This window comes from Brevibacillus fluminis (assembly GCF_052072235.1).
Classification (GTDB): Bacteria; Bacillota; Bacilli; order Brevibacillales; family Brevibacillaceae; genus Brevibacillus_D; species Brevibacillus_D fluminis_A.
Genome location: NZ_CM125436.1, coordinates 3,471,166 through 3,494,299 on the forward strand (window position 1 = coordinate 3,471,166; position 23,134 = coordinate 3,494,299).

Annotated in this window: 25 protein-coding genes; 2 read left to right on the forward strand and 23 right to left on the reverse strand. The window is 53.2% G+C overall.

Annotated elements, in window-relative coordinates; translation table 11 throughout:
* Positions 1 to 91: 91 nt before the first annotated feature.
* Positions 92 to 721 carry a C40 family peptidase gene (locus ACTID9_RS17250; RefSeq protein WP_441065917.1) on the forward strand — a complete coding sequence of 210 codons (630 nt, stop codon included), beginning with the start codon at positions 92 to 94 and terminating at the stop codon, positions 719 to 721.
* A gap of 130 nt (positions 722 to 851) precedes the next feature.
* On the opposite strand, the gene ACTID9_RS17255 is transcribed toward ACTID9_RS17250, so the two are convergent.
* From ACTID9_RS17255 to ACTID9_RS17360, 22 genes are all read right to left on the reverse strand, one after another.
* Positions 852 to 1,307 (reverse strand): hypothetical protein, encoded by a 456-nt coding sequence (locus tag ACTID9_RS17255; protein ID WP_441065919.1) that lies wholly within the window; start codon positions 1,305 to 1,307, stop codon positions 852 to 854.
* Between the two features lie 137 nt (positions 1,308 to 1,444).
* On the reverse strand, positions 1,445 to 2,635 hold the full coding sequence (locus ACTID9_RS17260) for a D-alanyl-D-alanine carboxypeptidase family protein (protein ID WP_441065921.1): 1,191 nt from the start codon (positions 2,633 to 2,635) through the stop codon (positions 1,445 to 1,447).
* 103 nt (positions 2,636 to 2,738) lie between these two features.
* The gene (locus ACTID9_RS17265; protein ID WP_441065923.1) at positions 2,739 to 3,497 is read right to left on the reverse strand and encodes a class I SAM-dependent methyltransferase; all 759 of its coding nucleotides are present in this window, start codon (positions 3,495 to 3,497) and stop codon (positions 2,739 to 2,741) included.
* A gap of 267 nt (positions 3,498 to 3,764) precedes the next feature.
* On the reverse strand, positions 3,765 to 4,127 hold the full coding sequence (locus tag ACTID9_RS17270) for a YraN family protein (protein ID WP_441065925.1): 363 nt from the start codon (positions 4,125 to 4,127) through the stop codon (positions 3,765 to 3,767).
* The gene (locus tag ACTID9_RS17275) at positions 4,124 to 4,417 is read right to left on the reverse strand and encodes an EscU/YscU/HrcU family type III secretion system export apparatus switch protein (RefSeq protein ID WP_441065927.1); all 294 of its coding nucleotides are present in this window, start codon (positions 4,415 to 4,417) and stop codon (positions 4,124 to 4,126) included. Before ACTID9_RS17275 ends, ACTID9_RS17270 begins: the two co-directional genes overlap by 4 nt.
* Entirely contained in the window at positions 4,414 to 6,156 is a 1,743-nt protein-coding gene (locus ACTID9_RS17280; protein WP_441065929.1) for a hypothetical protein, read from the reverse strand. The genes ACTID9_RS17275 and ACTID9_RS17280 overlap by 4 nt, the downstream gene beginning before the upstream one ends.
* A 17-nt stretch (positions 6,157 to 6,173) precedes the next feature.
* Positions 6,174 to 6,959, reverse strand: a complete 786-nt coding sequence (locus ACTID9_RS17285) for a ribonuclease HII (RefSeq protein WP_441065931.1) — start codon at positions 6,957 to 6,959, stop codon at positions 6,174 to 6,176.
* A 123-nt stretch (positions 6,960 to 7,082) separates the two neighbouring features.
* Positions 7,083 to 7,964, reverse strand: a complete 882-nt coding sequence (gene ylqF, locus ACTID9_RS17290; RefSeq protein ID WP_441065933.1) for a ribosome biogenesis GTPase YlqF — start codon at positions 7,962 to 7,964, stop codon at positions 7,083 to 7,085.
* Positions 7,965 to 7,993: 29 nt separating this feature from the next.
* A complete protein-coding gene (lepB, locus tag ACTID9_RS17295; protein ID WP_122916570.1) occupies positions 7,994 to 8,557 on the reverse strand; it encodes a signal peptidase I in 564 nt (187 codons plus the stop codon).
* 197 nt (positions 8,558 to 8,754) lie between these two features.
* Positions 8,755 to 9,102, reverse strand: a complete 348-nt coding sequence (gene rplS / locus ACTID9_RS17300; RefSeq protein ID WP_122916571.1) for a 50S ribosomal protein L19 — start codon at positions 9,100 to 9,102, stop codon at positions 8,755 to 8,757.
* Positions 9,103 to 9,290: 188 nt separating this feature from the next.
* Positions 9,291 to 10,019, reverse strand: coding sequence for a tRNA (guanosine(37)-N1)-methyltransferase TrmD (gene trmD, locus ACTID9_RS17305; protein WP_441065936.1), 729 nt, complete (start codon positions 10,017 to 10,019; stop codon positions 9,291 to 9,293).
* Positions 10,020 to 10,028: 9 nt separating this feature from the next.
* Positions 10,029 to 10,547, reverse strand: coding sequence for a ribosome maturation factor RimM (rimM, locus tag ACTID9_RS17310; RefSeq protein WP_441065938.1), 519 nt, complete (start codon positions 10,545 to 10,547; stop codon positions 10,029 to 10,031).
* Positions 10,486 to 10,962 carry a YlqD family protein gene (locus ACTID9_RS17315; RefSeq protein ID WP_441065940.1) on the reverse strand — a complete coding sequence of 159 codons (477 nt, stop codon included), beginning with the start codon at positions 10,960 to 10,962 and terminating at the stop codon, positions 10,486 to 10,488. The genes rimM and ACTID9_RS17315 overlap by 62 nt, the downstream gene beginning before the upstream one ends.
* Before the next feature lie 73 nt (positions 10,963 to 11,035).
* Positions 11,036 to 11,263 (reverse strand): KH domain-containing protein, encoded by a 228-nt coding sequence (locus ACTID9_RS17320; RefSeq protein WP_441065942.1) that lies wholly within the window; start codon positions 11,261 to 11,263, stop codon positions 11,036 to 11,038.
* 23 nt (positions 11,264 to 11,286) lie between these two features.
* Positions 11,287 to 11,559, reverse strand: coding sequence for a 30S ribosomal protein S16 (gene rpsP / locus ACTID9_RS17325; RefSeq protein WP_441065943.1), 273 nt, complete (start codon positions 11,557 to 11,559; stop codon positions 11,287 to 11,289).
* Positions 11,560 to 11,652: 93 nt separating this feature from the next.
* On the reverse strand, positions 11,653 to 13,098 hold the full coding sequence (gene ffh / locus ACTID9_RS17330) for a signal recognition particle protein (protein ID WP_441065945.1): 1,446 nt from the start codon (positions 13,096 to 13,098) through the stop codon (positions 11,653 to 11,655).
* Positions 13,099 to 13,109: 11 nt separating this feature from the next.
* A complete protein-coding gene (locus ACTID9_RS17335) occupies positions 13,110 to 13,448 on the reverse strand; it encodes a putative DNA-binding protein (protein WP_441065947.1) in 339 nt (112 codons plus the stop codon).
* 121 nt (positions 13,449 to 13,569) lie between these two features.
* On the reverse strand, positions 13,570 to 13,875 hold the full coding sequence (locus tag ACTID9_RS17340) for a GNAT family N-acetyltransferase (protein ID WP_441065948.1): 306 nt from the start codon (positions 13,873 to 13,875) through the stop codon (positions 13,570 to 13,572).
* The gene (gene ftsY / locus ACTID9_RS17345) at positions 13,844 to 14,845 is read right to left on the reverse strand and encodes a signal recognition particle-docking protein FtsY (protein ID WP_441065950.1); all 1,002 of its coding nucleotides are present in this window, start codon (positions 14,843 to 14,845) and stop codon (positions 13,844 to 13,846) included. Before ftsY ends, ACTID9_RS17340 begins: the two co-directional genes overlap by 32 nt.
* Before the next feature lie 23 nt (positions 14,846 to 14,868).
* Entirely contained in the window at positions 14,869 to 18,441 is a 3,573-nt protein-coding gene (gene smc / locus ACTID9_RS17350) for a chromosome segregation protein SMC (RefSeq protein ID WP_441065952.1), read from the reverse strand.
* 103 nt (positions 18,442 to 18,544) lie between these two features.
* The gene (locus ACTID9_RS17355) at positions 18,545 to 20,002 is read right to left on the reverse strand and encodes a sensor histidine kinase (RefSeq protein WP_441065954.1); all 1,458 of its coding nucleotides are present in this window, start codon (positions 20,000 to 20,002) and stop codon (positions 18,545 to 18,547) included.
* Positions 19,999 to 20,682 (reverse strand): response regulator transcription factor, encoded by a 684-nt coding sequence (locus ACTID9_RS17360; protein ID WP_441065956.1) that lies wholly within the window; start codon positions 20,680 to 20,682, stop codon positions 19,999 to 20,001. Before ACTID9_RS17360 ends, ACTID9_RS17355 begins: the two co-directional genes overlap by 4 nt.
* 179 nt (positions 20,683 to 20,861) lie before the next feature.
* Here ACTID9_RS17360 and ACTID9_RS17365 point away from each other — a divergent pair, with 179 nt between their 5' ends.
* Positions 20,862 to 21,350, forward strand: coding sequence for a PepSY-associated TM helix domain-containing protein (locus tag ACTID9_RS17365; protein ID WP_441065958.1), 489 nt, complete (start codon positions 20,862 to 20,864; stop codon positions 21,348 to 21,350).
* A 58-nt stretch (positions 21,351 to 21,408) separates the two neighbouring features.
* Here the strand turns inward: ACTID9_RS17365 and ACTID9_RS17370 are convergent, their stop codons facing one another.
* The gene (locus tag ACTID9_RS17370; RefSeq protein WP_441065960.1) at positions 21,409 to 23,094 is read right to left on the reverse strand and encodes a methyl-accepting chemotaxis protein; all 1,686 of its coding nucleotides are present in this window, start codon (positions 23,092 to 23,094) and stop codon (positions 21,409 to 21,411) included.
* Between the last annotated feature and the right edge of the window lie 40 nt (positions 23,095 to 23,134).

The following is a 23,134-nucleotide window of genomic DNA, read 5'->3' on the forward strand; positions in this document are numbered from 1 at the left end:
TTTTGCTGTATTACTATTTTTCAGAATAGATGCTACCTTAAAAATAGATTTCTTTGGAAATCATCCATCACGAATACATCAGGAGGTACTTATGAAAAAAGTCATAGCCATGAGTTCGGTCCTAGCAGCGAGCTTGCTGTTTTCCGGCATCGCTACTGCCGCTGCGAGCAACCAATACACCATTAAAGCGAATGACACGCTGTGGTTAATCGCCAGCAAGTATACCATAAGTCTCTCCAGCCTCATGGCCGCGAATCCGAACGTATCCCCAACCAATTTGATCGTCGGTTCGAGCATTGCGATCCCCGCACAGAAAACCCAACAGTGGTCCGAGAAAGCGGATGCCATCATTGCCACGGGCATGACGCAGTTGGGTGTGCCGTATGTTTTCGGCGGAGACCAGCCGGGTGTAGCGTTCGACTGCTCCGGATTCATCCAATACATATTCAATCAAAATGGATATCATTTACCCCACTCGTCGTCCATGATCAGCGAAATGGGGACTCCCGTCGCGAAATCACAGCTGCGCAAAGGCGATTTGGTTTTCTTGAGCGGCACGTATCAGGAGGGCGTATCGCACGTAGCGCTTTATTTGGGCGATAACAAAGTTTTGCAAGCCGGCACAAAAGGCGGCGTGCGGAATGTAAAAATCAGCACCTTCTTTGGTGATCCGTATTACGATGCGCACTATTGGGGGGCAAAGCGGATTATTACAGACTGATCGCCGCTTTGGTAGCAGCACGGCAAGCATGAGGAAATGGACCTCTCTTCTCTAAACGACAATCCTACAACTACTTTTCGGCAGGCTAGGCAGTGATTTTTGTCCTAGGCTGCCTTTTTGTTTTATCGGACTATTTCTCCTTCACAGCCGTTCGATAACGGCCATACAAAAATGTAACCACCATCAAAACATGATAGTACAAAACAGCGGCAATTGCCCCCAACACGAAGAAGAACAGGTTTTCGCCAATCGCTTCTGCTAGCATCCTGCCTTTGCTGATGACCAGCAAAAAAAGAAACGTGACCACTACACCTGCGATCAGATAGGCGCAGACGTTACTAACATACACCCCTGCTCTGTTTGTGAGGGCCATTCTTCTTTGGAGTGCCTCAATCAGAATGGCGCTTGGTATTCCACCCAGTACGTAAACAGGGCCAGCATAAATCAAAAACAGCATCACCAGGTCAAAAAACGAGGAATAGAACGAATTTGGGTCGCGTGCTGTCAACGGGACATAGCTATTGATGGCGAGTGACAAACATAATACAAGGGAAGAAACAAGCGCTGCCGTTACTTTTGCTACCATGTTCTTTCTCCTTCCTGCTATCAATGGGTGCTTGGATTCTGTGGTTGCCTCCTGAACTGAACGCTAGGTTTTACAACGACTTTTCATTGTGACTTTCATCGAGCTTCTTCCTTTTCGCAGCCACACTTGCTCGTACGCTACATGTTATACGCATGGTCCGCTTGGACGGTTTGGTAGTATTCTTCTAAGGTCAGATTTTTCTCATGCAGCACTTTCGCCATGTCTTTCCCGACATAACGAATATGCCATGGTTCGTAGGAATAGCCGGTGACCTTTTCCTTGTCTTGGGGATAACGGATGACGAAGCCGAATTGATAAGCGTTTTGAGCCAGCCACTTGCCCTCTGCGGTCTCTCCCAGCTTTTCCGTCAATTGATTTTTTACCACAGGGCTGGAAATGTCGATCGACAAGCCTGTTTGATGCTCGCTTTGTCCCGGGATCGCGGAGGTTCGGTTCGCTTCTGTAAATCCCTCTGCTTTGACGTTGCTCGCAAAAATAGCTTCCTGTAAATGATAGGGACGATAACCGGAAACGCCGACCAGCTTGATTTTCTCACGTTCTGCCTGGGCAACCAACGATTCTAGCGCTTCCGCCGCTTCCTTGCGCAGCATTTTCTTTGGACTTTTTCCAGAAAAGGAGAACGGAATGTTGAGTGTAACGAGATCGCTTGGGATATAGGAAGCAGGAAGTGCGTTTTGCTTGTTAACGAGTACATGTAAATCAGCGGCAGCGATGTTATCCAGTAGTTTGGCTTGCGGCAATGGCTTTGCTGCCGGGGTGGAACTCGCTATTCCCTGTTTGGTTGGCGATTTTGTTGCTGTACGGGTTGGTGACGTATTCGTTTGGCTTTTTGACGGCTGCTGGGCTGTTTTTTCTGTCGATGTCCCAGTGCTTGGCGTTTGGCTGTGCATCGTACTGGCGGCTTGTGGCGTTACTTTGTCTATTGTTGCCTTTTCCTTGGCTTTTACAGTCTCCGATGTTCCCTTGCTCGCCGATGGCTGTGTCACCGCGTCGGCCTCTGACTGTGAACCCGTGCTTCCCGTCGGTTGTGTTCCGATGTTCGTCTGTATCTCTGATTCTTTCTTTTTGGATTCTGCCGCTCCTAACGACACTTGTTTCCCTTGTGAAGCTCCCGGTTGCGCCAAATTGCCTGGTTGTTCGTCTTCACGCACATGCCAAGACTTATCCCCGGCGCACCCTGTAACGATCGGCAGCAGCGCCCCGCATATACCGATTGCCATGACGAATGAACAGCTATTTTTCCAAAATCGCATGCTTGACGCCTCCATCGCGACGAAATCGTCCGTTTTTTCCATTTTACCATACATTTCCGCTCCTTCCCTTTCCTGATCATGCCGCGGGGTTACAAGAAAAAAAGCCACCCCATCCATTCACGGATACAGGTGACCTCTTCTTGCAGACGATGCACGATTATTTTTTTCTCGCCACGACGCGCAGGCGGCAGTAGTCGACCCACCAGGTTCCGTCCCGGAACAGTGCCGGTCGCAGATCATCACAGATTTGCTCGTATGCCTGCTCTTTTTGTTCAGGGGTAAAATCGGTGAAGAACGGACCGCTAAACGAGTGCAGCCAGTGTTTCATCCCTTCATCGCCATCTGCCTGCGGGGTTGGGCGTTCAAAAAGCAACGCATACTCCACATGGAACCCTTGTTGCTCCAGCAAGCCCGTATATTCGCCGATCGTCGGGAAATACCATGGATTGCGCTCTTCCGCATCCAGTCCGCGCGTTTTCAACACATCGGCGATACGTTGGCATACGTGTGCCACGTTTCCTTTTCCGCCAAATTCCGCAACAAATCGGCCGCCTGGTTTCAACGCTGCAAAAACGGTTTGAATGACCAGCTCCGGCCGTTTCATCCAATGGAGTGCGGCGTTTGAAAATACGGCATCAAAAACCTCGTCCGACCGGTACGTCTCGGCATTTGCCACCTCAAACGCAAGCTCCGGATATTTCATTTTTGCAGATTCAATCATGTCCGCAGAAAAGTCGATTCCTTTGACATTCACGCCTGCTTTTGCCAACTCATGGCAGATGTCGCCGGTTCCACAGCCGAGGTCCAAAATTCGTTCCCCTGCTTTTGCCTGCAATAACGCCAACACTTGCACACCATACTTTGATACAAAGCTCATTTTGTTGTCATACAACTCCGCGTTCCATACGTTGCTCATCCTGTTCTCCTCCTTCTCTTCTTACTTTCGTTTTATCAAAAGAATCTCCATTTGTAAAATCTATAAAATCAATCCTATCTATAGGTATTACCTATACAAACACCAAAAAAAGAACCTCCGTTCAATACGGGAGGTCCATCAAAGTGTTGGAGGAGTTCATCGCGTCGAGTACATTACATACTACGCAGCGAGTTCTCGCTCTGATGTAGACGTTTCCCCAGTAGGCACGCCTATTTGTTCGATCTCCGACCGGCATTCTGCTTGCCTTCAAAACGCGCTTTGCAGATGCTCGATTTTGGGCGGATCGGCGTTTTGCAGCAAAATCGAAATAACGTCAAACCGCAGAATTTCCCCAGAGCCCCCATGCTCCTGCAGGTAAGCCAGCGCCGTCTGGCGGATCTTTTGCCTCTTTTGCAGCGTAATCGCTTCTGTCGGTGTCCCATGCGTCAAACTTCTGCGCGTTTTTACCTCGACAAAAACGATCGTGCCACCTTTGCGTACGATTCTGTCGATTTCCCCATGGCGCGTGCGAAAATTGCGGGCGAGTATTTCATAGCCTTGCTCTTGCAAATACGCTTCCGCCATCTCTTCACCGGCTTGTCCCAACTGGCTGCGCGAATAGCCCTTCATGGTTTTTTCCCTTGCTTATCCAAGCGATAGACAAACGCGAGGATACCTGCCACGACCTGGTATAGTTCAGGCGGAATTTGCTGATTGAGATCGAGCTTGCCCAATACTTCGACCAGTGAAGGGTCTTCCTGGACCGGGATGCTGTGTTCTTTTGCTTGTTTTAAAATGTTGTCTGCAATGTAGCCCTTGCCTTTTGCCACAACCACCGGCGCGTCTGTCACACCTGCCTGGTAACGAAGGGCAACCGCTTGTTTGCGTTTGGCATGTTCCTGTACTGGCTCTTCACTCATACGCGGATATCCATCCCTTTGTATTCATTCAGCATCGATGCACGACCCGATTTGGCTTCTGCCGTACTCGTGCTCTTCGTTCCTTCCGGGATCGGCAGTGCCCGCAAATTGGACAGCTGATAGCCCAGTTCGCGCAGCTCGGCCGAAAGCACTCCTTTTCCAGCCGAAAGCAACGGCTCGATCCATGGCATGTTGTTGAACACTTGAATGCTGATGATTCGATTGACTATCGACACATCCACCATGGTGATTCCCAACTGCTCCATATCCAAATTGAACAACAGGCGGCAATTGTCCGAATCGAGTTGTCCGCCATCTTTTTTCTTTGATTCAATCTGGATGAATGCGTTCTGCTCCCCTTGGTCGGTTCGCAGCGGTATTTGCATAACGATCTGAGCCAATGCTTGATTCGGCGGCTGGACCAGCATGAGCTGCTGACCGGTTACTTGCGCAAGTAAACTGTCTGCCGCCTCCTTCAGCCCTGGCGATTGATGGGCAGCTGGGCTTTGGGCGATTTGCATGGCAAGCGACTTGATGTTCTCCAGTGTATCGGCTTGCTGCGGGTCGATTTTGCCCGTCACGCTTTGCTGCAGAAGATGCCTTTCATGTGTGATGCCCAATTGTCGAAACAGCTCTTTCAGCGGATTGGCTGTCTCCGGAGAGGAAACATCCGGTTGGCCGGAAACCGAGCGGGCATCGTCTGCTGAATGGGGCGATTGTACGTGGGATTTTACCGTTTGCGCCTCGGGTTGACCGGTACTTCCCACAAATGGTCCCTCTTGTACCTGCCCCCCTTTTTGCGTGGGCTGTGGCTGTGAGACTGTCGATGGTGATACGCCTGAATCCGCGCCACCGCTCGCCTGATTATGCTGCAACAAGCCTTCTTTCGGGACTGACACCGGAAGATCAGCAGGTTGTCCAGTGCGCACATCCATACGTTCCGTCCCTTTTTGCTGTGGTTGACTGCCTGCTCCTGTGGTGATCGAATCGATCAAGTTCCCCAACACGGCGAGCCGCTCCTTCAATTGCAAAGCGGTCTGCTTCAGAGCGGCAGTGGAATCTGGAGTAGCTGTGCTTTGCTGGTTCACGCTTTCTGCTACGGAAGCCTGTTCAGCTGTCCCTTTGCTCAATCCGTCTGTCTCAGCCGTAGTGGAGGCTAAAAACCGGTCAAGCTCATGAGCGACAGCCTGCAGCGCCGTCCCGATCGTTTGTGTCGGGGACAGGAACGCCTTAACCGCTCCTACCACGTCTTTGGTCAACGGCAAGCCGCGTTTCATCGCCAAGACGAATGCCTCGGTCGTTGCAGCAGAAGGGGACAGCGATTTGGCTACCGCTTCAAAGGAATTCACGATCTCTTTTGTGATCGGGGCGTTCTCTTTCACCAATGTCTGTACGATCCCCTGGCTGTCTTTTGATTCGGGAATTCCCAGCGACTTCATCAAGCCGTCGATGGTCGGTGCCTGTGCTTGCTGCGGACGCTCTGTGTCCGTCAACACTTTCAGCGTGACCATTCCGGATGTTGGCTGCACCTGCAGCCATGCCTTTTGCCCCGCTTCCAGGCTGGCTTCCAGCTTGGCCATGACCGGCATGCCGCCGATCTGCACAAGTGCCAGATTGTCCGGAAACAGCTTTTGCACCGTTCCGCGAAAAACTTGCCCCGGGATGAATTCAACGGGCGTTGCGCTTTGTACAGCTGCTCTTCCGACAAACGATTGCAGCAATTGCGATGTTTGCAGCACGTGTTGCTCCCCCCTTTTTATTCGCCGGTGACCCACTCCTTCACGCCGGTAAATGAACGCCGATGAATCGGTGATGGGCCGTACGCTTCTATCGCAGCCAAATGTTCTTTCGTCCCGTATCCTGCATGTTTCTCAAAGCCGTATTGCGGATAGTGCCGTGCGTATTCTTCCATGAGCCGATCGCGCGTCACCTTCGCCACAATCGATGCCGCCGCGATCGAAACGCTTGCCGCATCCCCGCCGATGATGGGCACTTGTTCAAATGGCAAATTCGGCAATGTAACGGCGTCGATCAGGCACACGTCAATCGGCACGGATATGGCGGCGATCGCGAGCTTCATCGCTTCTTTCGTCGCCTCCAAAATGTTGATCTGATCGATTCGTTCCGCATCGACTGTCCCGATGCCGACGCTGGTCGCTTCTGCCACGATCCGCTCATACAGTCTGTTTCGCTCGGCGACAGGCACTTTTTTCGAGTCATCCAATCCTGGCAAAACGAGATCTTCCGGCAGCACGACAGCGCAGGCCACAACCGGCCCTGCCAGCGGTCCGCGCCCTACCTCATCGATTCCTGCTATGTATCGCTTGCCTGCTTGACGCTGTGCACGCTCAAAACGGTTCATTTCGTTCCATTTGGCTTCCAGCATCGCCTTCTTGGCAGCTCGCTGTTCGATTTGCTTATAGAGAGCCTGTACGCCTTTTCGCTGGTCCTCGCGCAGCATCGCGAGCAACTCGGCGGACGGTTCTTGCGTGCGTTCCAATTCCGTTCGTATTTCTGTTATCGACATTTCCGCTAGTTTCATTGATCGGTTTCTCCCTTACCTATGCTTCTTTTCTTATTTTGGCGATAGACAGACGGTACGTCAAATCATTTTCGATTCCAGCCCGCCCGTGTTGCACGAAAAAAAAGCCGCTGACCGCAACAGTCAACAGCTTTCCGTTTCATTCGTTTGTTCAAGCCAATCCACCGGCCGTTCGATGGTGATGGTGCCAAGTTTACCGGAACGCAGCTCGCGGAGAAAAATTTCCCCTGCCTTATCGTAATCGATATGGCCGCCTGACACCAAGCAACCGCGTTTTCTTCCGACTTCCTCAAGCATGGTCAGCTTGTCTTCCGGCAGTTCCTTGAGCTTGAACCGCTCAATCAGCTGTTCCGGATAGTATTTCATCATATACTCGATCACGAACAGGGCAACCTCGCCAAAATCAATCAGCTCATCCTTGATCGCGCCGCTTGCCGCCAAGCGCAAGCCAACCATCGGGTCCTCGAATTTGGGCCACAAAATCCCAGGCGTGTCCAGCAAATCCAGCGTATCGCCCATCTTCACCCACTGCTGGGCTTTGGTTACCGCCGGCCGGTCGCCTGTTTGGGCCACCGAGCGCTTCGCCAGCCGGTTGATCAGCGATGATTTGCCGACATTCGGAATGCCGAGAATCATGATGCGCACGGCACGCGCCTGCATGCCGCGCTCCGTCCGCTTGTTCAGCATATCGGCTGCCAGCTCGTGGCACAGCTCAGGCAATTTGCCGACCCCTTTGCCGGAGAGCGCATCGATCGGCAACGTCCGCAGCCCCTGCTCCTTGAAGTAATTGATCCACAGGCTGGTTGCTTTTTCATCCGCCAAGTCGGCCTTATTGAGCAAGATCAGACGCGGCTTTCCGCTCACGATCTCATCGATCATCGGATTGCGGCTCGATAACGGCAGACGGGCATCCAGCAGCTCGATCACCACGTCAATTTGTTTCAGTCTTTCGGTCACCTGGCGCCGCGCTTTTGCCATATGCCCCGGAAACCATTGAATCGTCAATACGTTCACCTACTTCACGTAAATCCGGTCTAGCGGGTCAACCGTCCTTCTTGAATGGGCCAGAACACGAACTCCGCCCGGCCTACCACCGTACCCAAATCCACAGGGCCGATCATGCGGCTGTCCCGGCTGTTTTGCCGATTGTCACCCATGACGAAAATGTGGTTGGGCGGGATTTGGATCGGCCCAAAATTCTCGGTTAACGGCAAGCCTTCCGCTTTCGCTTCTTCCCGTTTTTTGGCCAAGTAAGGCTCGTCCACTTTTTTGCCGTTGATAAACAGCTCATCATCTCGGACTTCCACCGTTTCACCCGCTACCCCGATTACCCGTTTGATATAATCCTTGTCAGCTTCAGCGTGGAAAACGATAATATCGCCACGCTGCGGTTTGGAGAGATAATAAATCGCTTTGTTGACGACCAAGCGCTCATTGTTATGTAATGTTGCTTCCATCGATTCGCCTTCTACAATAAATGGCGCAAACAGAAACGTCCGAATGAAAAAGGCAAACACGAGTGCGATAACCAGAGCTTTGATCCATTCCCACGCTTCTTTTTTCCCCTTGCTGGAGGAAGTCGCAGTCGCTTCACTCATCTTTATTATCCTCCTGCTATTCCGTTTTCTTGCGTCATAATTTTAGAAAACCTGGCTGCGCCATGCTTTTTGGCGAAGCCGCGGTTGCCCTTATACTGGATAAGAATTTTATAAATTCTTATCTGTATGAAAAAGGAGGACTGGAAATCCAGACCTCCTTCTTCTAAGCGATACCAGATTGTATCACCTTACGTTCATTATCGGCGAATTTCTTTAATACGAGCAGCTTTACCCACGCGCTCACGCAGATAGTACAGCTTCGCACGACGAACTTTACCGTGGCGAACGATTTCAATTTTATCGATTTTCGGTGTATGCACCGGGAATGTACGCTCAACACCAACACCGTACGAAATTTTACGAACAGTGAAAGTCTCGCTAATACCGGTACCGCGACGGCGGATTACAACGCCTTCGAAGAGCTGGATACGCTCGCGCTGACCCTCGATAACCTTAACGTGAATACGAACCGTATCACCAGGACGGAAAGCAGGAAGATCCTGTTTCAGTTGTTCTTGTGTTAATTCACGGATCACTTGTTTCATTGTGAATTCCCTCCTTCCAATCAGACGTTCTTACTCGTGCTTCTCACACAGCCGTTTGCCGTGCTGCGAGTAGCGGACCGCCTTAGTCAGCGGGCAAAATTGCCACAAGAAGTATAATAGCATATCGCCCAGAACTGTTCAAGTCTATTCTTCCTATTTTTTTCATCCGACTCGAAGATTTCTGCTTCTTATGTTTCCTCGCGAATCTCGCGCAGCAGTTTTTTCATCTCCTCGGTCAATTCAATCCGTTCCAACAGCTCCGGCCTGCGCGCAAGCGTGCGTCGCAGCGATTCTTTCAGCCGCCAGCGCTCGATATTGGCGTGGTGGCCGGACAATAAGATGTCAGGCACCTTCCAGCCGCGGAACTCGGCCGGGCGCGTATAATGCGGGTATTCGAGCAAGCCGGTGGAAAAGGAATCGGTGACCGCCGAGCTTTGGTTGCCCAACGCTCCCGGCAAAAGGCGCACGATGCTGTCGACGACCACCATCGCCCCCAGCTCGCCGCCGGTCAGCACATAATCGCCGATGGAAATTTCATCAGTCACCAGATGCTCGCGGATGCGCTCATCATAGCCTTCGTAATGCCCGCACAAAAACACGAGATGCTCCTCTTTGGCAAGTTCCTCGGCCATTTTTTGATGGTATGGCTTGCCCTGTGGACACATGAGGATGACTCGTGGCTTGGCATCCCCTGAAACCGCCTCGACGGCCCGGAAGAGCGGGTCCGGCTTAAGCACCATCCCGCCGCCGCCGCCGTATGGGGTGTCATCCACCGTGCCGTGCTTGCTTTCCGAGTAGTCCCGGAAATTGGTCACATGAAACGACACGATCTCCTTTTCAGCCGCCTTGCCGAGAATGCTTGAGCCAAGCACCCCGTGAAACATTTCTGGAAACAGCGTTAATATGTCAATCCGCATCTTTTCCTCCTAGAGCAGCCCTTCCATCAGATGGCACACGATCCGCTTGTTCTCGATATCCACCTGCTTGATGCACGCGTCAATGTAGGGAAGCAGGATTTCGCCGCGCTTTCCTTTTACGACCCACACGTCGTTTGCGCCTGGCTGCAGCACCTCTGTCAGCTTGCCCAGCTCCTCGCCTTCTTCTGTGAACACCTGGCAGCCGATCAGCTGATGAATGTAAAACTCACCGTCGCGGTTCGGGATCAGATCGTCCTCGGAAACTTTCAGCTCGCCGCCTTTGTATTTTTCCACGGCTTCAATGGAATCGAAGCCTTCGAAGGTGAGCAGCTCAAATTCCTTGTGCTGCCGTCTTGTCGCAACCTTCACTTCGATCGGCTTTGTAAGCGTCGGATGGAACAGAAGAAGAGTCTTCCCTTTTTTGAACCGCTTATCGGGGAAATCGGTCGTCGAAATCACCCGGACTTCACCCTTGAGACCTTGGGTGTTCACCAGCTTGCCCACCGTATAATAATTCGTTTGTTCCATTTCGTTCTCCCCCTTGGCGGATGGCATGTACAATTCCGTCTTTTACAATGATTTCCGTTCCGGTCATGATGTCATTCCAGTTGTCTCCGATTTGCACCTGCACGCTGCTTTGCACCGTCGTATAGGGCAGTTCACTGCCGATCGGCAGCTGTTGGGACTGCTCCAGCTGGAATTGAATCCGCTCCAGCTTCTCCCTGCGGTTCTTTTCCTCCCGTGCAATCCGCTCCTCTGCCTGCTGGCGAGCAGCCTGCGACTTGCCTTGCGCTTCGTGCAGCAGCCTTTTTGAATAGAATTCCCACTGTCGCAATTCTTCTTGCACCTGTCTGATTTGCGCCTCATATTCGTGACGCAGCCGTTCGCGCGATTGCTCTGTCAAAATCAATTTCACAGGAATTTGCCGTTGTATCGTGATCACACGCATCCCTCCTGGCAAGAACGTTGAAGAAAAACGTTGAAAAAAGACTGGGAGCATGCCTCCCAGTCTTTACTCAGACAATTTCAACCGTGATACGCTTGTCTGCTTGTGCAGCAGCGGCTATCACTACGGTTCGCAGTGCCTTGGCAATTCGTCCTTGTTTGCCGATGATCTTGCCCATGTCATCTGGATGAACGGACAACTCGAAAACAAGGAGGCGCTCTTTGTCGACTGCGTTCACTCGTACTTCTTCAGGATGATCGACGAGAGCTTTAGCGATCGTTTCGACCAACTCTTTCATGTCACAACCCCCGCACGAGATTCTTACTTACCGTATTTGGTTTCATGAACTTTTGCGAGAACGCCCGCTTTGGAGAGCAGGTTGCGCACTGTATCAGTTGGAGCTGCACCGTTCAAGATCCATTGAACAGCTTTCTCCGAATCGATATTGACAACAGCCGGTTGAGCGACTGGATTGTAGTAACCGATCTCTTCGATAAAGCGGCCATCACGTGGGGAACGAGAATCTGCTACAACTACACGGTAGAAAGGAGCTTTCTTGGAACCCATACGTTTCAGACGGATTTTTACTGCCATGTTGTTTCACCTCCTATATTGGTCAACGGTATACGTTGGAAAACTTATATGTGAACTATCGCACAGGTGCGAAAGAAGTTCAACCTCGTCGTTTTACTTGAACGGTGGCTTGAAATTGAATGGGAAGTTCATGCCGCCTTTTTTCTTGTCGTCCGGCATCATTGGCAAACCGCCTTTGTTACCAAACGGAAGCTGCAGGCCTCCACCCTTTTTCTTGCCCAATTTGTTCATTTTTTTGTTCATCTTCTCGGACATGCCGGAGAACTGCTTCATCATCTTCTTCATTTCTTCGAACTGCTTGATGAACCGGTTGACTTCCTGTACGGTCGTGCCGCTTCCTGCCGCAATCCGTTTCCGACGATTGGCATTGAGAAGGTCGGGATTGGCGCGTTCCGCCTTGGTCATCGACTGAACGATGGCTTCCGTGCGGCCCAGCTGCTTTTCATCCACTTTCAAATCCTTCATCTTGTTCATGCCTGGCAGCATGCCGAGCAAATCTTCCAGCGGCCCCAGCTTGCGCATTTGCTGCATGGAGTCGAGGAACATGTCAAAGGTGAACTCCCCTTGACGCATTTGCTTTTCCATCTGCTTGGCCTTTTCCTCATCGACCGCTTCCTGCGCTTTTTCAATCAGGCTGAGCACGTCGCCCATCCCCAAAATACGCGAGGCCATCCGGTCAGGGTGGAACGGTTCCAAAGCATCGAGCTTCTCGCCCATCCCGGCGAACTTGATCGGTTTGCCGGTCACCGCCTTGACGGAGAGCGCCGCACCGCCGCGCGTATCGCCATCCAGCTTGGTCAAAATGACACCGGTCAGCTCCAATTGCTGATTGAAGCTATCCGCTACGTTGACCGCGTCCTGACCTGTCATCGCATCGACAACCAGCAGGATTTCATCAGGCTTGGCTACTTCGCGCACCTGCTTCAGCTCATCCATCAGCGCTTCGTCGATATGCAGGCGGCCTGCGGTATCGAGGAGCACGTAATCGAGATGGTTCGCTTTCGCATGTTCCAGCGCTTGTTTGGCGATTTCCACCGGGCTTACTTTGTCACCCAGTGCGAACACAGGGGCGCCAACTTGTTCCCCTAACACTTGCAATTGCTTGATTGCCGCTGGACGATAAATGTCGCAGGCAACCAGCAAGGGTTTCCGGTTTTGTTTTTGCAGATATTTCGCCAGCTTGCCGGTCGTCGTGGTTTTCCCTGCCCCTTGCAAACCAACCATCATGACAACGGTCGGTGCTTTCGGTGCGACAGCGATCTTGGCCACGTTACCGCCCATCAGCTCAGTCAGCTCTTCGTTTACCACCTTGATGACCATTTGGCCCGGGGTCAAACTTTTGAGCACATCTTGGCCGATTGCCCGTTCCTTGACGCGGGCGACGAAATCTTTTACTACTTTGAAGTTAACGTCTGCTTCCAGCAGGGCAAGTCGCACTTCGCGCATCGCTTCGTTAACCGATGCCTCGTCGATCTTCCCTCTGCCGCGCAGTTTGTCAAACGCGCTTTGCAGACGGCTGGCTAAGCTTTCAAATGCCATGCGAGCCCCTCCTATTCCATCTCTGACAGCATGTGAAGCAAAGTTTTCAGCTTATCTCTCGCTGCGCTTTCTTGAAGCTCTTCTACCAGTCCTGCCATCTCTTGATATACTGCCTGACGCCGTTCGTGGCGAACAAGCAGCTGAAGCTTCTCTTCATATTCGAAAAGCTGCTTCTCGGCTCGCTTGATGTGGTCGTAGACGGCCTGTCTGCTGACCTCATGCATTTCAGCGATTTCGCCGAGCGACAAATCATCCAGGTAGTACAGCTCCAGGTACTCACGTTGCTTGCCCTTTAGGAGCATCGCATAAAAGTCAAACAAGAGATTTACCTGATTGGTTTTCTCTAACATCGAACCAATCCTTTGCTGTGAGGTACTCGACTATCTCTGTAAAGATTTTTTCTTTACAGCGACGTTTATTATAGTACCCAATTCACATCTGACTGTCAAGCTTTTTTGTTGACATCATTTTTTACTCTTCAGACGTCCGGGCAAAAATCAGATGATCCTCCCAAACGCCGTTAATGTTGAGGTACCGCTTGGACAGTCCTTCGTTGCGAAAACCTGCTTTTTCGAGCACACGGATGGAACGAACGTTATGCGGCATCACGCCTGCCTGGACACGGTGCAAGCCCGCCTCGTCAAAAGCGAACCGTACGGCGAGCTTAACTGCTTCCGTCATGAAGCCTTGCCCGTTTTGCGACTGGTCAATGAAATAGCCGATGGTGCAGTTTTGCCAGGCACCGTTACTCCTTTTCTTCCGTTTCTTTTTCTTCAATCAGCCCGGCAAACAGCGCATGGACGAATTGCTCCGGATCGAATGGCTGCAAGTCATCCATTTTTTCGCCCAGACCGACGTACTTCACCGGAATTTGCAGCTCGTTGCGGATCGCGATGACGATGCCGCCTTTCGCCGTTCCGTCGAGCTTGGTCAGCACGATGCCGGTGACGCCAGCCGATTGACCGAACGTTTTCGCCTGTGACAGCGCGTTTTGGCCGGTTGTCGCATCCAGCACGAGCAGAACCTCATGCGGCGCATTCGGAATTTCACGCTGCAGCACACGGTACACTTTGTTCAGCTCTTCCATCAGGTTGACTTTGTTTTGCAGACGGCCGGCCGTATCGCACAGCAAGATGTCTGCGCCGCGCGATTTGGCGGCATGGACGGCATCATAGATCACCGCTGCCGGATCAGCGCCCTGCGAGTGCTTGATCACCTCGACGCCGACGCGATCGCCCCACACTTCCAGCTGCTCGATCGCTGCCGCGCGGAACGTGTCGCCTGCCGCCATGATGACTTTTTTGCCCTGCTGCTTGAACATGTGCGCCATTTTGCCGATCGTCGTCGTTTTGCCTACGCCATTGACGCCGACAAACAAGATCACGTTCAGGCGGCCCGTTTCCACATTCAGCTCCGTGCTGGCCGTATCGTCGTTTTTCAGCAGATTGACCAGCTTCTCGGACAAAATCGGCTGCAGGTCAAGCGCGTTTTCGATTTTATGCTTGCGTACCTCGGAGCGCAGCTCATCGATCAGCTCCATGACGGTATTGACGCCGACATCGGCTGCGATCAAAATCTCTTCCAGCTCTTCAAAGAAATTTTCGTCCAGCTTTTTGTAGCGGCGGACCAGATCTTCGACCTTTTCCACCAGCAAATCGCGGGTTTTGGCCAGACCGTCGGTAAACTTCTGGGTGACAGCCTCCGATTTTTGCACGATCGCATCTTTTAGTCGTTTGAAAAAGCTCATCGTTCACGTTCCTTCCTTGTTCATTAAGAGGCGCTTTCGATCATCTTTTTGGTATCTTCCAGCTTGACGGAAACCAGCTTGGATACGCCGCCTTCCTGCATGGTGATGCCGTACAGCACGTCCGCCGATTCCATCGTCCCTTTGCGGTGCGTAACGCAGATGAATTGGGTCTGCCCGCTGAATTGGCGCATGTACTCGGCAAAGCGGGTCACGTTCGCCTCATCCAGTGCGGCTTCCACTTCATCCAATACGCAGAACGGCACCGGTTTGACTCGCAAAATGGCAAACAGCAAGCCCATCGCGGTCAACGCGCGCTCCCCACCGGAGAGAAGCGCCAGGTTTTGCAGCTTCTTGCCCGGGGGCTGGGCCACGATGTCGACACCGGTTTCCAGCAAATTGTCCGGCATCGTCAGGATCAGATCGGCACGCCCTCCGCCGAACAGCTGAACGAACACGTCGCGGAACTGCTCGCGGATTTCTTCAAACGTTTCTTTGAAGCGACGGGACATTTCCGTATCCATTTCCTCGATAACCTGATAGAGCATGGCTTTCGCTTCCGACAGATCGGCTTCCTGCGAGGAGAGGAACTGCATTCGCTCAAACAGGCGCTCGTATTCCTCGATGGCACCGAGATTGACCGTGCCCAGCGCTGTGATTTTTTGCTTCAACTGAGCGACTGCCTGCTGTTCCTGTGCAAGCTCGCCTTGTGCCGGATATTTTTGCTTCGCCAGATCATAGCTCAGCTCATATTCTTCCGTCAATTTATTCAACAGATGATCGAGTTCGACGTCGTACCGGTTCGTTTTCACTTCTTCCTGATGGGCGGCATCCTCGAGCGCTTTCACTTTTTTACGGATGTCTTTGGCGGCAAGCTCCACTTGCTCGAGCTGGCTGTATAGGAGCGCCCGCTCGTTGCGGCGCTCGCTGATCAGTCCGGCCACTCGTTCCTTGTCGGCCCGCAGCTCGGCGATTTTGCTTTCCAGCTCTGCCTCGACCAATTCATTGCTGCCTTCCAGCTCGTCGAGCGAGGCCAGCGTCCGGTTCGCTTCCTCCCACTCCGCCGAAAGCGTCTTAAGCTGCTGTGTCAGGCGATCGACCTGCTCCAGACGCGCACGGTGCTCCTCTGCCGCTTGGGCACAAGCTACTTTCAGCGATGTGATCCGCTGGTTCATCTCTTCCTTGCTCGCGATTTGCGCCTGGCGTTTCGCTTCCGCCTCGGCAATCGTTTGGGACAGCTGCTCTTCCTCGCGCGCCAGCTCAGCAAGCCGCGCTTCCAGCTGTGCGAGTTTGGCCTGCGATTCCGCTACTTCTTTTTGGCACGCTTCCTTGTCTTGCTCGAGCATGTAGAGTCGATCGGACAGCGTCCGCCCTTCCGAATGCGTCTGCTGGGCCAAGCTTTTCAGCTCCTGCTCCTTGACGCGCAGCGACTCCCCTTCGTTGCGCAGCCGCTCTTGCTCCTGCTCCCGCTGTGCAGCTAGCGCGCGGTGGGCACGGATGACCGTCTCCTGCTCCTCGATTTGCGCGGCGAGTGCGGCCATGGTCGCTTCCAGCTCTTCTGCCTGCCGGTTGCGCCCAAGCAGGTTCGTGGAGTTCTTTTTCAGCGCCCCCCCTGTCATGGAACCGCCCGCATTGACGATGTCCCCGTCCAGGGTGACGATGCGGTAGCGGTAGGAGAAGGAGCGCGCCACACGGTTCGCCTGTTCCAGCGTTTCGGTGACGATCACATTGCCGAGCATGGATTCCACGATCGCTCGGTATGTATCCGAGAACGAAACGAGTTCGCTTGCGATCCCGACGACGCCTTCCGCCTGCTCCAGCTTGCGCCGGTCCTCTGCGCCAAGCTGTCGCGAGCGAATGACATCGAGCGGCAAAAACGTCGCCCGTCCGGCATTGTGCTTTTTCAAATAGGCGATCGCTTCGCGGCCCGCCGCTTCGTTTTCCACGACGACGTTTTGCAAGGCGCCGCCCAAGGCAACCTCGACCGCCGTTTCGTACCGCTCCGGCACGGTCACCAGCTCTGCAACCGCCCCGTGGATGCCGGCAAAGCCTTTTTCCCGCGCTTTTAAAATCTCTTTCACGCCTTGCTGGAAACCGGCGAAATCCGCCTGCATTTCCTTCAGCAAATCGAGGCGGGATTTGGTTGCCTCGCGACGCTGTTCCATCTGCTGCAACGCGCGGCGCTGCGCTTCCAGCTCCTGCTGGCCCTGGCGCTGCTCTTCCATCAGCTGCTTGTAGGATTCCAGTGCGGACACGATGCCGCGCTCGATCTCTTGCAGCGATTGCTGAATCTGCTCGACTTTTCCCAGACGCGCCGCTTCTTCCTCTTGCAGACGGGTATGCTCTTGCGCAAAACGGGCGAGGCGTGCCTCATTGGCTGCGATCAACTGCTGTTCCCGGCGCACTTCATTGCGCTGGTTGGCCGATTGATTCATCGTTTCAAAATAATCGCCTTTCAGCCGGTCGACATCGTCAGTAAGAGCCTGAACCATATTGGCAAGCTCCGCCTCGGCCTCTGCAAGCAACGCTTCGGTTTCGCGGCGCTTTTCTTTTGCATTGGCTGCCTTCTCCTGCTCAGCCGCAAGCTCGCTGTCTACGTCGCGCTGCTTTTGCGTCAAACGGTGCATCTGCTCCATCGTTTGTTTGCGGTTGGATGCAAGGTTGCGCAGCCGTTCCTTCAAAACTTCGCGCTGCCCTTCCACCTTTTCCGTCTCTTCGCTCACTTCAAGCAGCACTTGCTGCAGCTCGTCGAGCGACTGATCCAGCTGGTTGACCTTCAGCTTGGCTTGCTCGACATCCGCTTCTTTTGAAGACGCTTCGGTCGAATGCGCGATCAGCTCTTCTTTCAGCTGCTCCGCCTTTTTGCTCGCTTCCTGCCACTTCTCATGCGTCAAATCAATTTGCTGCACATATAAGGCCACTTCGCGTTCCACCAGCTGCTGGTGCAATGTTTTATACGTTTTGGCTGTCTCTGCCTGTTCGGAGAGCGGACCGATCTGTTCGTTGATTTCGCCCACAATATCGTGGATGCGCACCAGATTTTGCTCCGTCTCCTCCAGCTTTTTCTGAGCCTCGCGCTTGCGGTTCTTGTACTTGACGATCCCCGCTGCCTCCTCGAAAATTCCTCGTCTTTCTTCGGACTTGGTGCTCAAAATCTCTTCAATTTTGCCCTGTCCGATGATCGAGTAGGCTTCGCGCCCAAGCCCGGTATCCATGAACAGCTCCATAATATCCTTTAAACGGCACGCACGTTTGTTAATCGAATATTCACTGTCGCCAGAACGATAGACACGGCGCGTGACCGTCACCTCGGAATACTCCAGATCAAGCGAACGGTCGGTATTATCCAATGTCAACGATACTTCTGCAAAGTTGACCGGCTTTCGCGAATCGCTTCCGGCGAAAATAATATCTTCCATTTTTGCACCGCGCAGCGACTTGGCGCTCTGCTCCCCCAACACCCAGCGGATGCTGTCGGAAACATTGCTCTTTCCGCTCCCATTCGGCCCTACGACGGCGGTCACGCCAGGCACGAATTCGAACTCTGTGCGGTCCGCAAACGATTTGAAGCCGATCAGCTCCAGGCGTTTTAAGTACATGCGTACTCCTCCTACCAGAAACGCTCCCGATGAATCCAGGAGCAAAAAAATCGCTTTAACTGTATTATTCTATCATAACCGCGTGTATTAGCGAAGAAGGGCCTCAAGAATCATGCGATACGGGCAGGCGAACGGTGAATTGGGTCCCGCGTTTCTCCTCGCTTGTCACCTCTATTGTCCCCCCGTGCAGCTCGACGATCGACCTGGTGATGGATAGCCCCAGTCCCGTACCGCCGGATTTGCGCGTCCGGGCGGAGTCAATCCGGTAAAACCGGTCAAACAGATGGGGAAGGTGCTCTTGTCCGATGCCGGTTCCGTTGTCCTTCACCGCCAGCACCAGGCAATCGGAATCTTGCCAAAGCGAAAGGCCGATCACGCCGCCGGCCGCATCTGTATGCTGAACAGCATTTTGAAACAGATTGAGGATAACTTGTTTGATGCGATCCTGGTCAAAGCGGGATTCGCGTTCCGCCCGGATGTCAAACTCCACTCGGCGCGACCCTGCCAGCAGCAGCAGCTGCGCTTCCATCTGCGCGATGATCTGGTCGAGGCGGCCATTGGTCAGATGGATGGAAGGAGCCCGATCCACTTTCGCCAAAAACAGCAGGTCATTCACCAGCTTGTTGACACGCTCCGACTCGCAGTACATGCTGTGCAGGGCATCATCGAGCTGGGCCGGATTTGCTGCTGCACCGCGGAGCAAGACTTCCAGAAAACCGTGGATCGAGGTCAATGGCGTGCGCAATTCGTGGGATGCATCCGCGACAAATCGCCTCATGTTTTCCTTTGCCTCCTGTTCAGCCTGAAACGACTGCGCAAGCCGTGCCAAAAGCGCATTGAATGCGGACGACAGCTGATCCGCTTCAAGCAGCCCCTGTTTCACATGCAGCCTCTGATCCAGCTTCGCTGCGTCTATTTGCTCCACTTGCTGTACCATCGTAGAGAGAGGGACAAGAATGCGCCTTAGCACAGGGCGGAACGTCAAAAATCCACCGAGTAAAGCTGCGGCGGACAAAAGCAGAAAGATGCCCATTTGTCTCATCAGCACATCCTGAATCCCCCGCATGCTGGTCGTCACTTGCACGACGCCGACGCGCTTCCCTCGCACCCCCACAGACTGCAGAATCAGCAAACGATTGATCCCGTACTCATCCGGATGAATGCGATACAGCGGCGGTTCATCTCTTGTCGCAGCCAGTGCCTGCTGATAATCCGCGAGCGGCAGCTGCGGTGGTTTGCCATGACCCGCACTCCCCAATAAATCCGTAAAAGTCCCTTTGGCATCGATGAACGCCAGCGTGACGTCCGGGAGGCGCATCAATTGAAACGGGACGTATGATTTGTTTTCCACTCCTTCCCTCCAGATTTCGAAGGGAACCGACTGAATTTGGCTTTTGATGCTCATCACCATGTTTTTCATCAAAAAATCTTTCATCAGTACATATTGGAAAAAGCCGATCAATAAAAGCAAGCCGGCCAACAGGAATAGCGTCCGGGACAGCACTTGATAGCGTAACGAACGACGGTTGATCGAAAAAAAGCGTGTCGAGCTGGTTTTCACGGCAAATCCACCCGGTACCCCGCACCGCGAATCGTGCGGATCAACGTATGATCCAGATCCCCCAATTTCTCCCGAATCGAGCGAACGTACACTTCCACAATATTTTCCTGACCGCCGAAGTCGTAGCCCCATACGCGGGTCAAAATCGTCGCCTTGCTGAGCACGATCCCCTGATTCAGCAGCATGTATTTCAACAGCTCATATTCTGTGGTCGAGAGGGCGAGCACGCGATTATGATACGTAATCTCGCGTCTGGCGTCATTGATCCGAAACGGCCCGATGGCCACGTCACTGAGCAAATGGGGAAATTGGTTGCGAATCCGGGCCTGGATGCGGGCGAGCAATTCCTGAAAGCTGAACGGCTTGATCATGTAATCATCGGCACCGAGCGTAAGTCCTTTCACCCGGTCCTCGACCTCCTCCTTTGCCGTCAGCATGATGATCGCGACGTTGCCAGCGCTCTTCAGCATGCGGCACACTTCAAAGCCGTCGATGCCCGGCATCATAATGTCGAGGATGACGATGTGCGGCTGGAAGTCGTGGGCAACATTCACCGCCTCGATCCCTTCCTCGGCGGTCCTCACCTCATACCCTTCGTTGCGCAGCCCCAATTCCAGAAATTTTCGTATGCTCTCTTCATCATCGACGATCAATACCTTAATCTCACTCGGCTGTACCATCTTCGCTCCTCCTTGCTGTTGTTACTGCGTTCCTCTCTAACTATAATGATTCGCCAGCATGATTTCTTGCGTTCCCCTTACCTTTCAGCAAACTTTCAGCTACCATTCATCCACGTTTCAGGTTCATCTTTGATACTAGGGAGAACAAAACCGTATGAACAGGTAAAGGAGCATCTCACATGAAAACAACGCGAAAACTTCATCTTTGGATCGGCATCATCACGTCTCTGTTTATTTTAATGGAATCGATAACGGGGCTGTTGATCTCCGAGCCTTGGCTGATCGGTGCAAGCGAAATGAATCGAAAAGGCTTCCCGATGCAGCAGATGGAAAATGGCGCCGCAACAGCAACAGCCTCTGCCGATGCCGCCACAATCGCCAATGCGCAAACCCCAACACAATCCGCCGCCGGACAAGACAGTCATGCCGGAGCAAACAGCGGCTTTCGCGGAGAACGCGAAAACCAATCGAGCTTGATGGGAATCATCCGCGGACTGCACGAAGGCAAGTTCAGCGGCGCTAATCTCAAATGGATCGTGGATTTGACCGCAATCAGCATGATCATCTTGACGATCACCGGCATTACGCTGTCCTTGCGTGTACTCCGGGCACAGCGCAATCAACGAAAAAAGGCGCTCGCCAACCAAGAAGCGATTTCTTCTCAATGAAGCAACCATCAACATACAACAAACACCCGCTGATCGGCGGGTGTTCGTCATTGTTCCCCTATTCGGTTTTAAACTGTCCGATGACGCCAGACAGCTCTTCCGCCACGCCCGTCAGCTCTTGGGCGATCGTAGCCAGTTGTTGGACCGCACGGCTTTGCTCAACCGAGCCCGCCGCCACCTGTTCGGATGCAGCGGATGTTTGGCGCGTGACATCGGCGATTTGCCCGAGATAGTCATCGAATTCTTTGCGGGTTCGATCCAGTTGAACGATTGTCCGGCTCAAATTGGCAGCGATGCCTTCGATCTGACTGGAAATGGCACCAAGCCCTTCGAACGATTGCTGGGTTCGGCGGAACGCCTCCCTTTGCTCGCTGACCAGCTGCTTGCTTTCATCAATTTGCACCGTCATCTCCTCGGTGCGCGCTGCGAATGATTGCAAGATCGCATCGATCTGCATGATCGCTTGTGCCGACTGGTCAGCCAGCTTGCCAACCTCATTGGCGACAACGGCGAACCCTTTGCCATGCTCGCCGGCGCGTGCCGCTTCAATCGAGGCATTGAGCGAGAGCAACCGGGTTTGATCGGCGATTTCTTTTACTTTCAAGCCGATGTCCGCCGCATCTGCCGACGCCTGCCGCAAATGGATCGAGGCAGACTGCAGGTCCTCAAACGACTGTGTGCTTTTATTTCCGCGCTCCAAAAGCGTGCGGAACAGCTCCTGCGCTTCCGTACCCGCACGAGCCAGCTCGACGGCCACATCCTTGAATCGGTCGACGCTCGTTGCAACTTCCTCGACTGCATGTTTCACTTCTTTTGATTTTTCCACGGCATGTTCCAGTTGTTCCGACTGATGAACGGCCCCTGCCGCCACCTCGTTCATGACGCTTGAGAGTTCCTCGCTTTGGGCGAGCGTTTCCTCGGAGATCGCCGCGGTGTTTTGCGAATGGTCGCGCAGTACGGCGACGTTCGCTTTCACGCGCGCAACCAGCTCTTTCATGCTTTCGATCATGCGGTTGTTGTAATCGCTGATGTCGCCCAGCTCATTGCCGAGTGTGCGAACCGAACGCACCGTCACATCCCCGTTCGTCACCTGTTCCATGCTCGCCTTGACCGAATTGATCTGTTTGATCATCCGCTCCACGAACAGCGTGATGATCGCAAGCGAAACGAGCAAAAGCAGGGTAACAGCCGGGATGAGAATGCGCAGCGAGAATCCGCGCATTTGCGCTTCGACTTCATCGACGGTTTGGGCGGAAATGGCGATCGATAAGTAACCGAACGTCTGTGCATCGTTCTTGAATGGAATGACGACGGTAAAATACTTGCCCCATTTGGGATCATCGGTAATGTCGGATACCAGGTAGCCGTTTTGCTTGATGGCCGCGACATCGAGATCATCGTTCATGATCGGTTCGCCGTAAGGGGCTGCTTGTTCCCGAGGCAGGCCGTCGATGATCACGCTCCATTTCCCGTTTACCTGCCCCAATGTATTCAAATACATCGCGCCTGCGTTCGTCCTCAATTCGTCGAAGCGTGCCCGGAGCTGTTCATACTCGGGCGAGGACCCCGACGGATTTTCCAGAAATTTGCGATAAAGATCGGCGTCAATTTGGTTGTCGAGCCCTCTCACCATTTTGAGCGCGTCTGACTGCAGCGTCGAGAAGGCCGTTTTTTTCACCAAATACAGGCCGAGCGCGCCCGCCGCCACGCTCATTGTTACGAGTACGGCAACGACTGTCCACAACAATGATCCTCTCAATCCCATGCGTCTTCTTTTCATGATT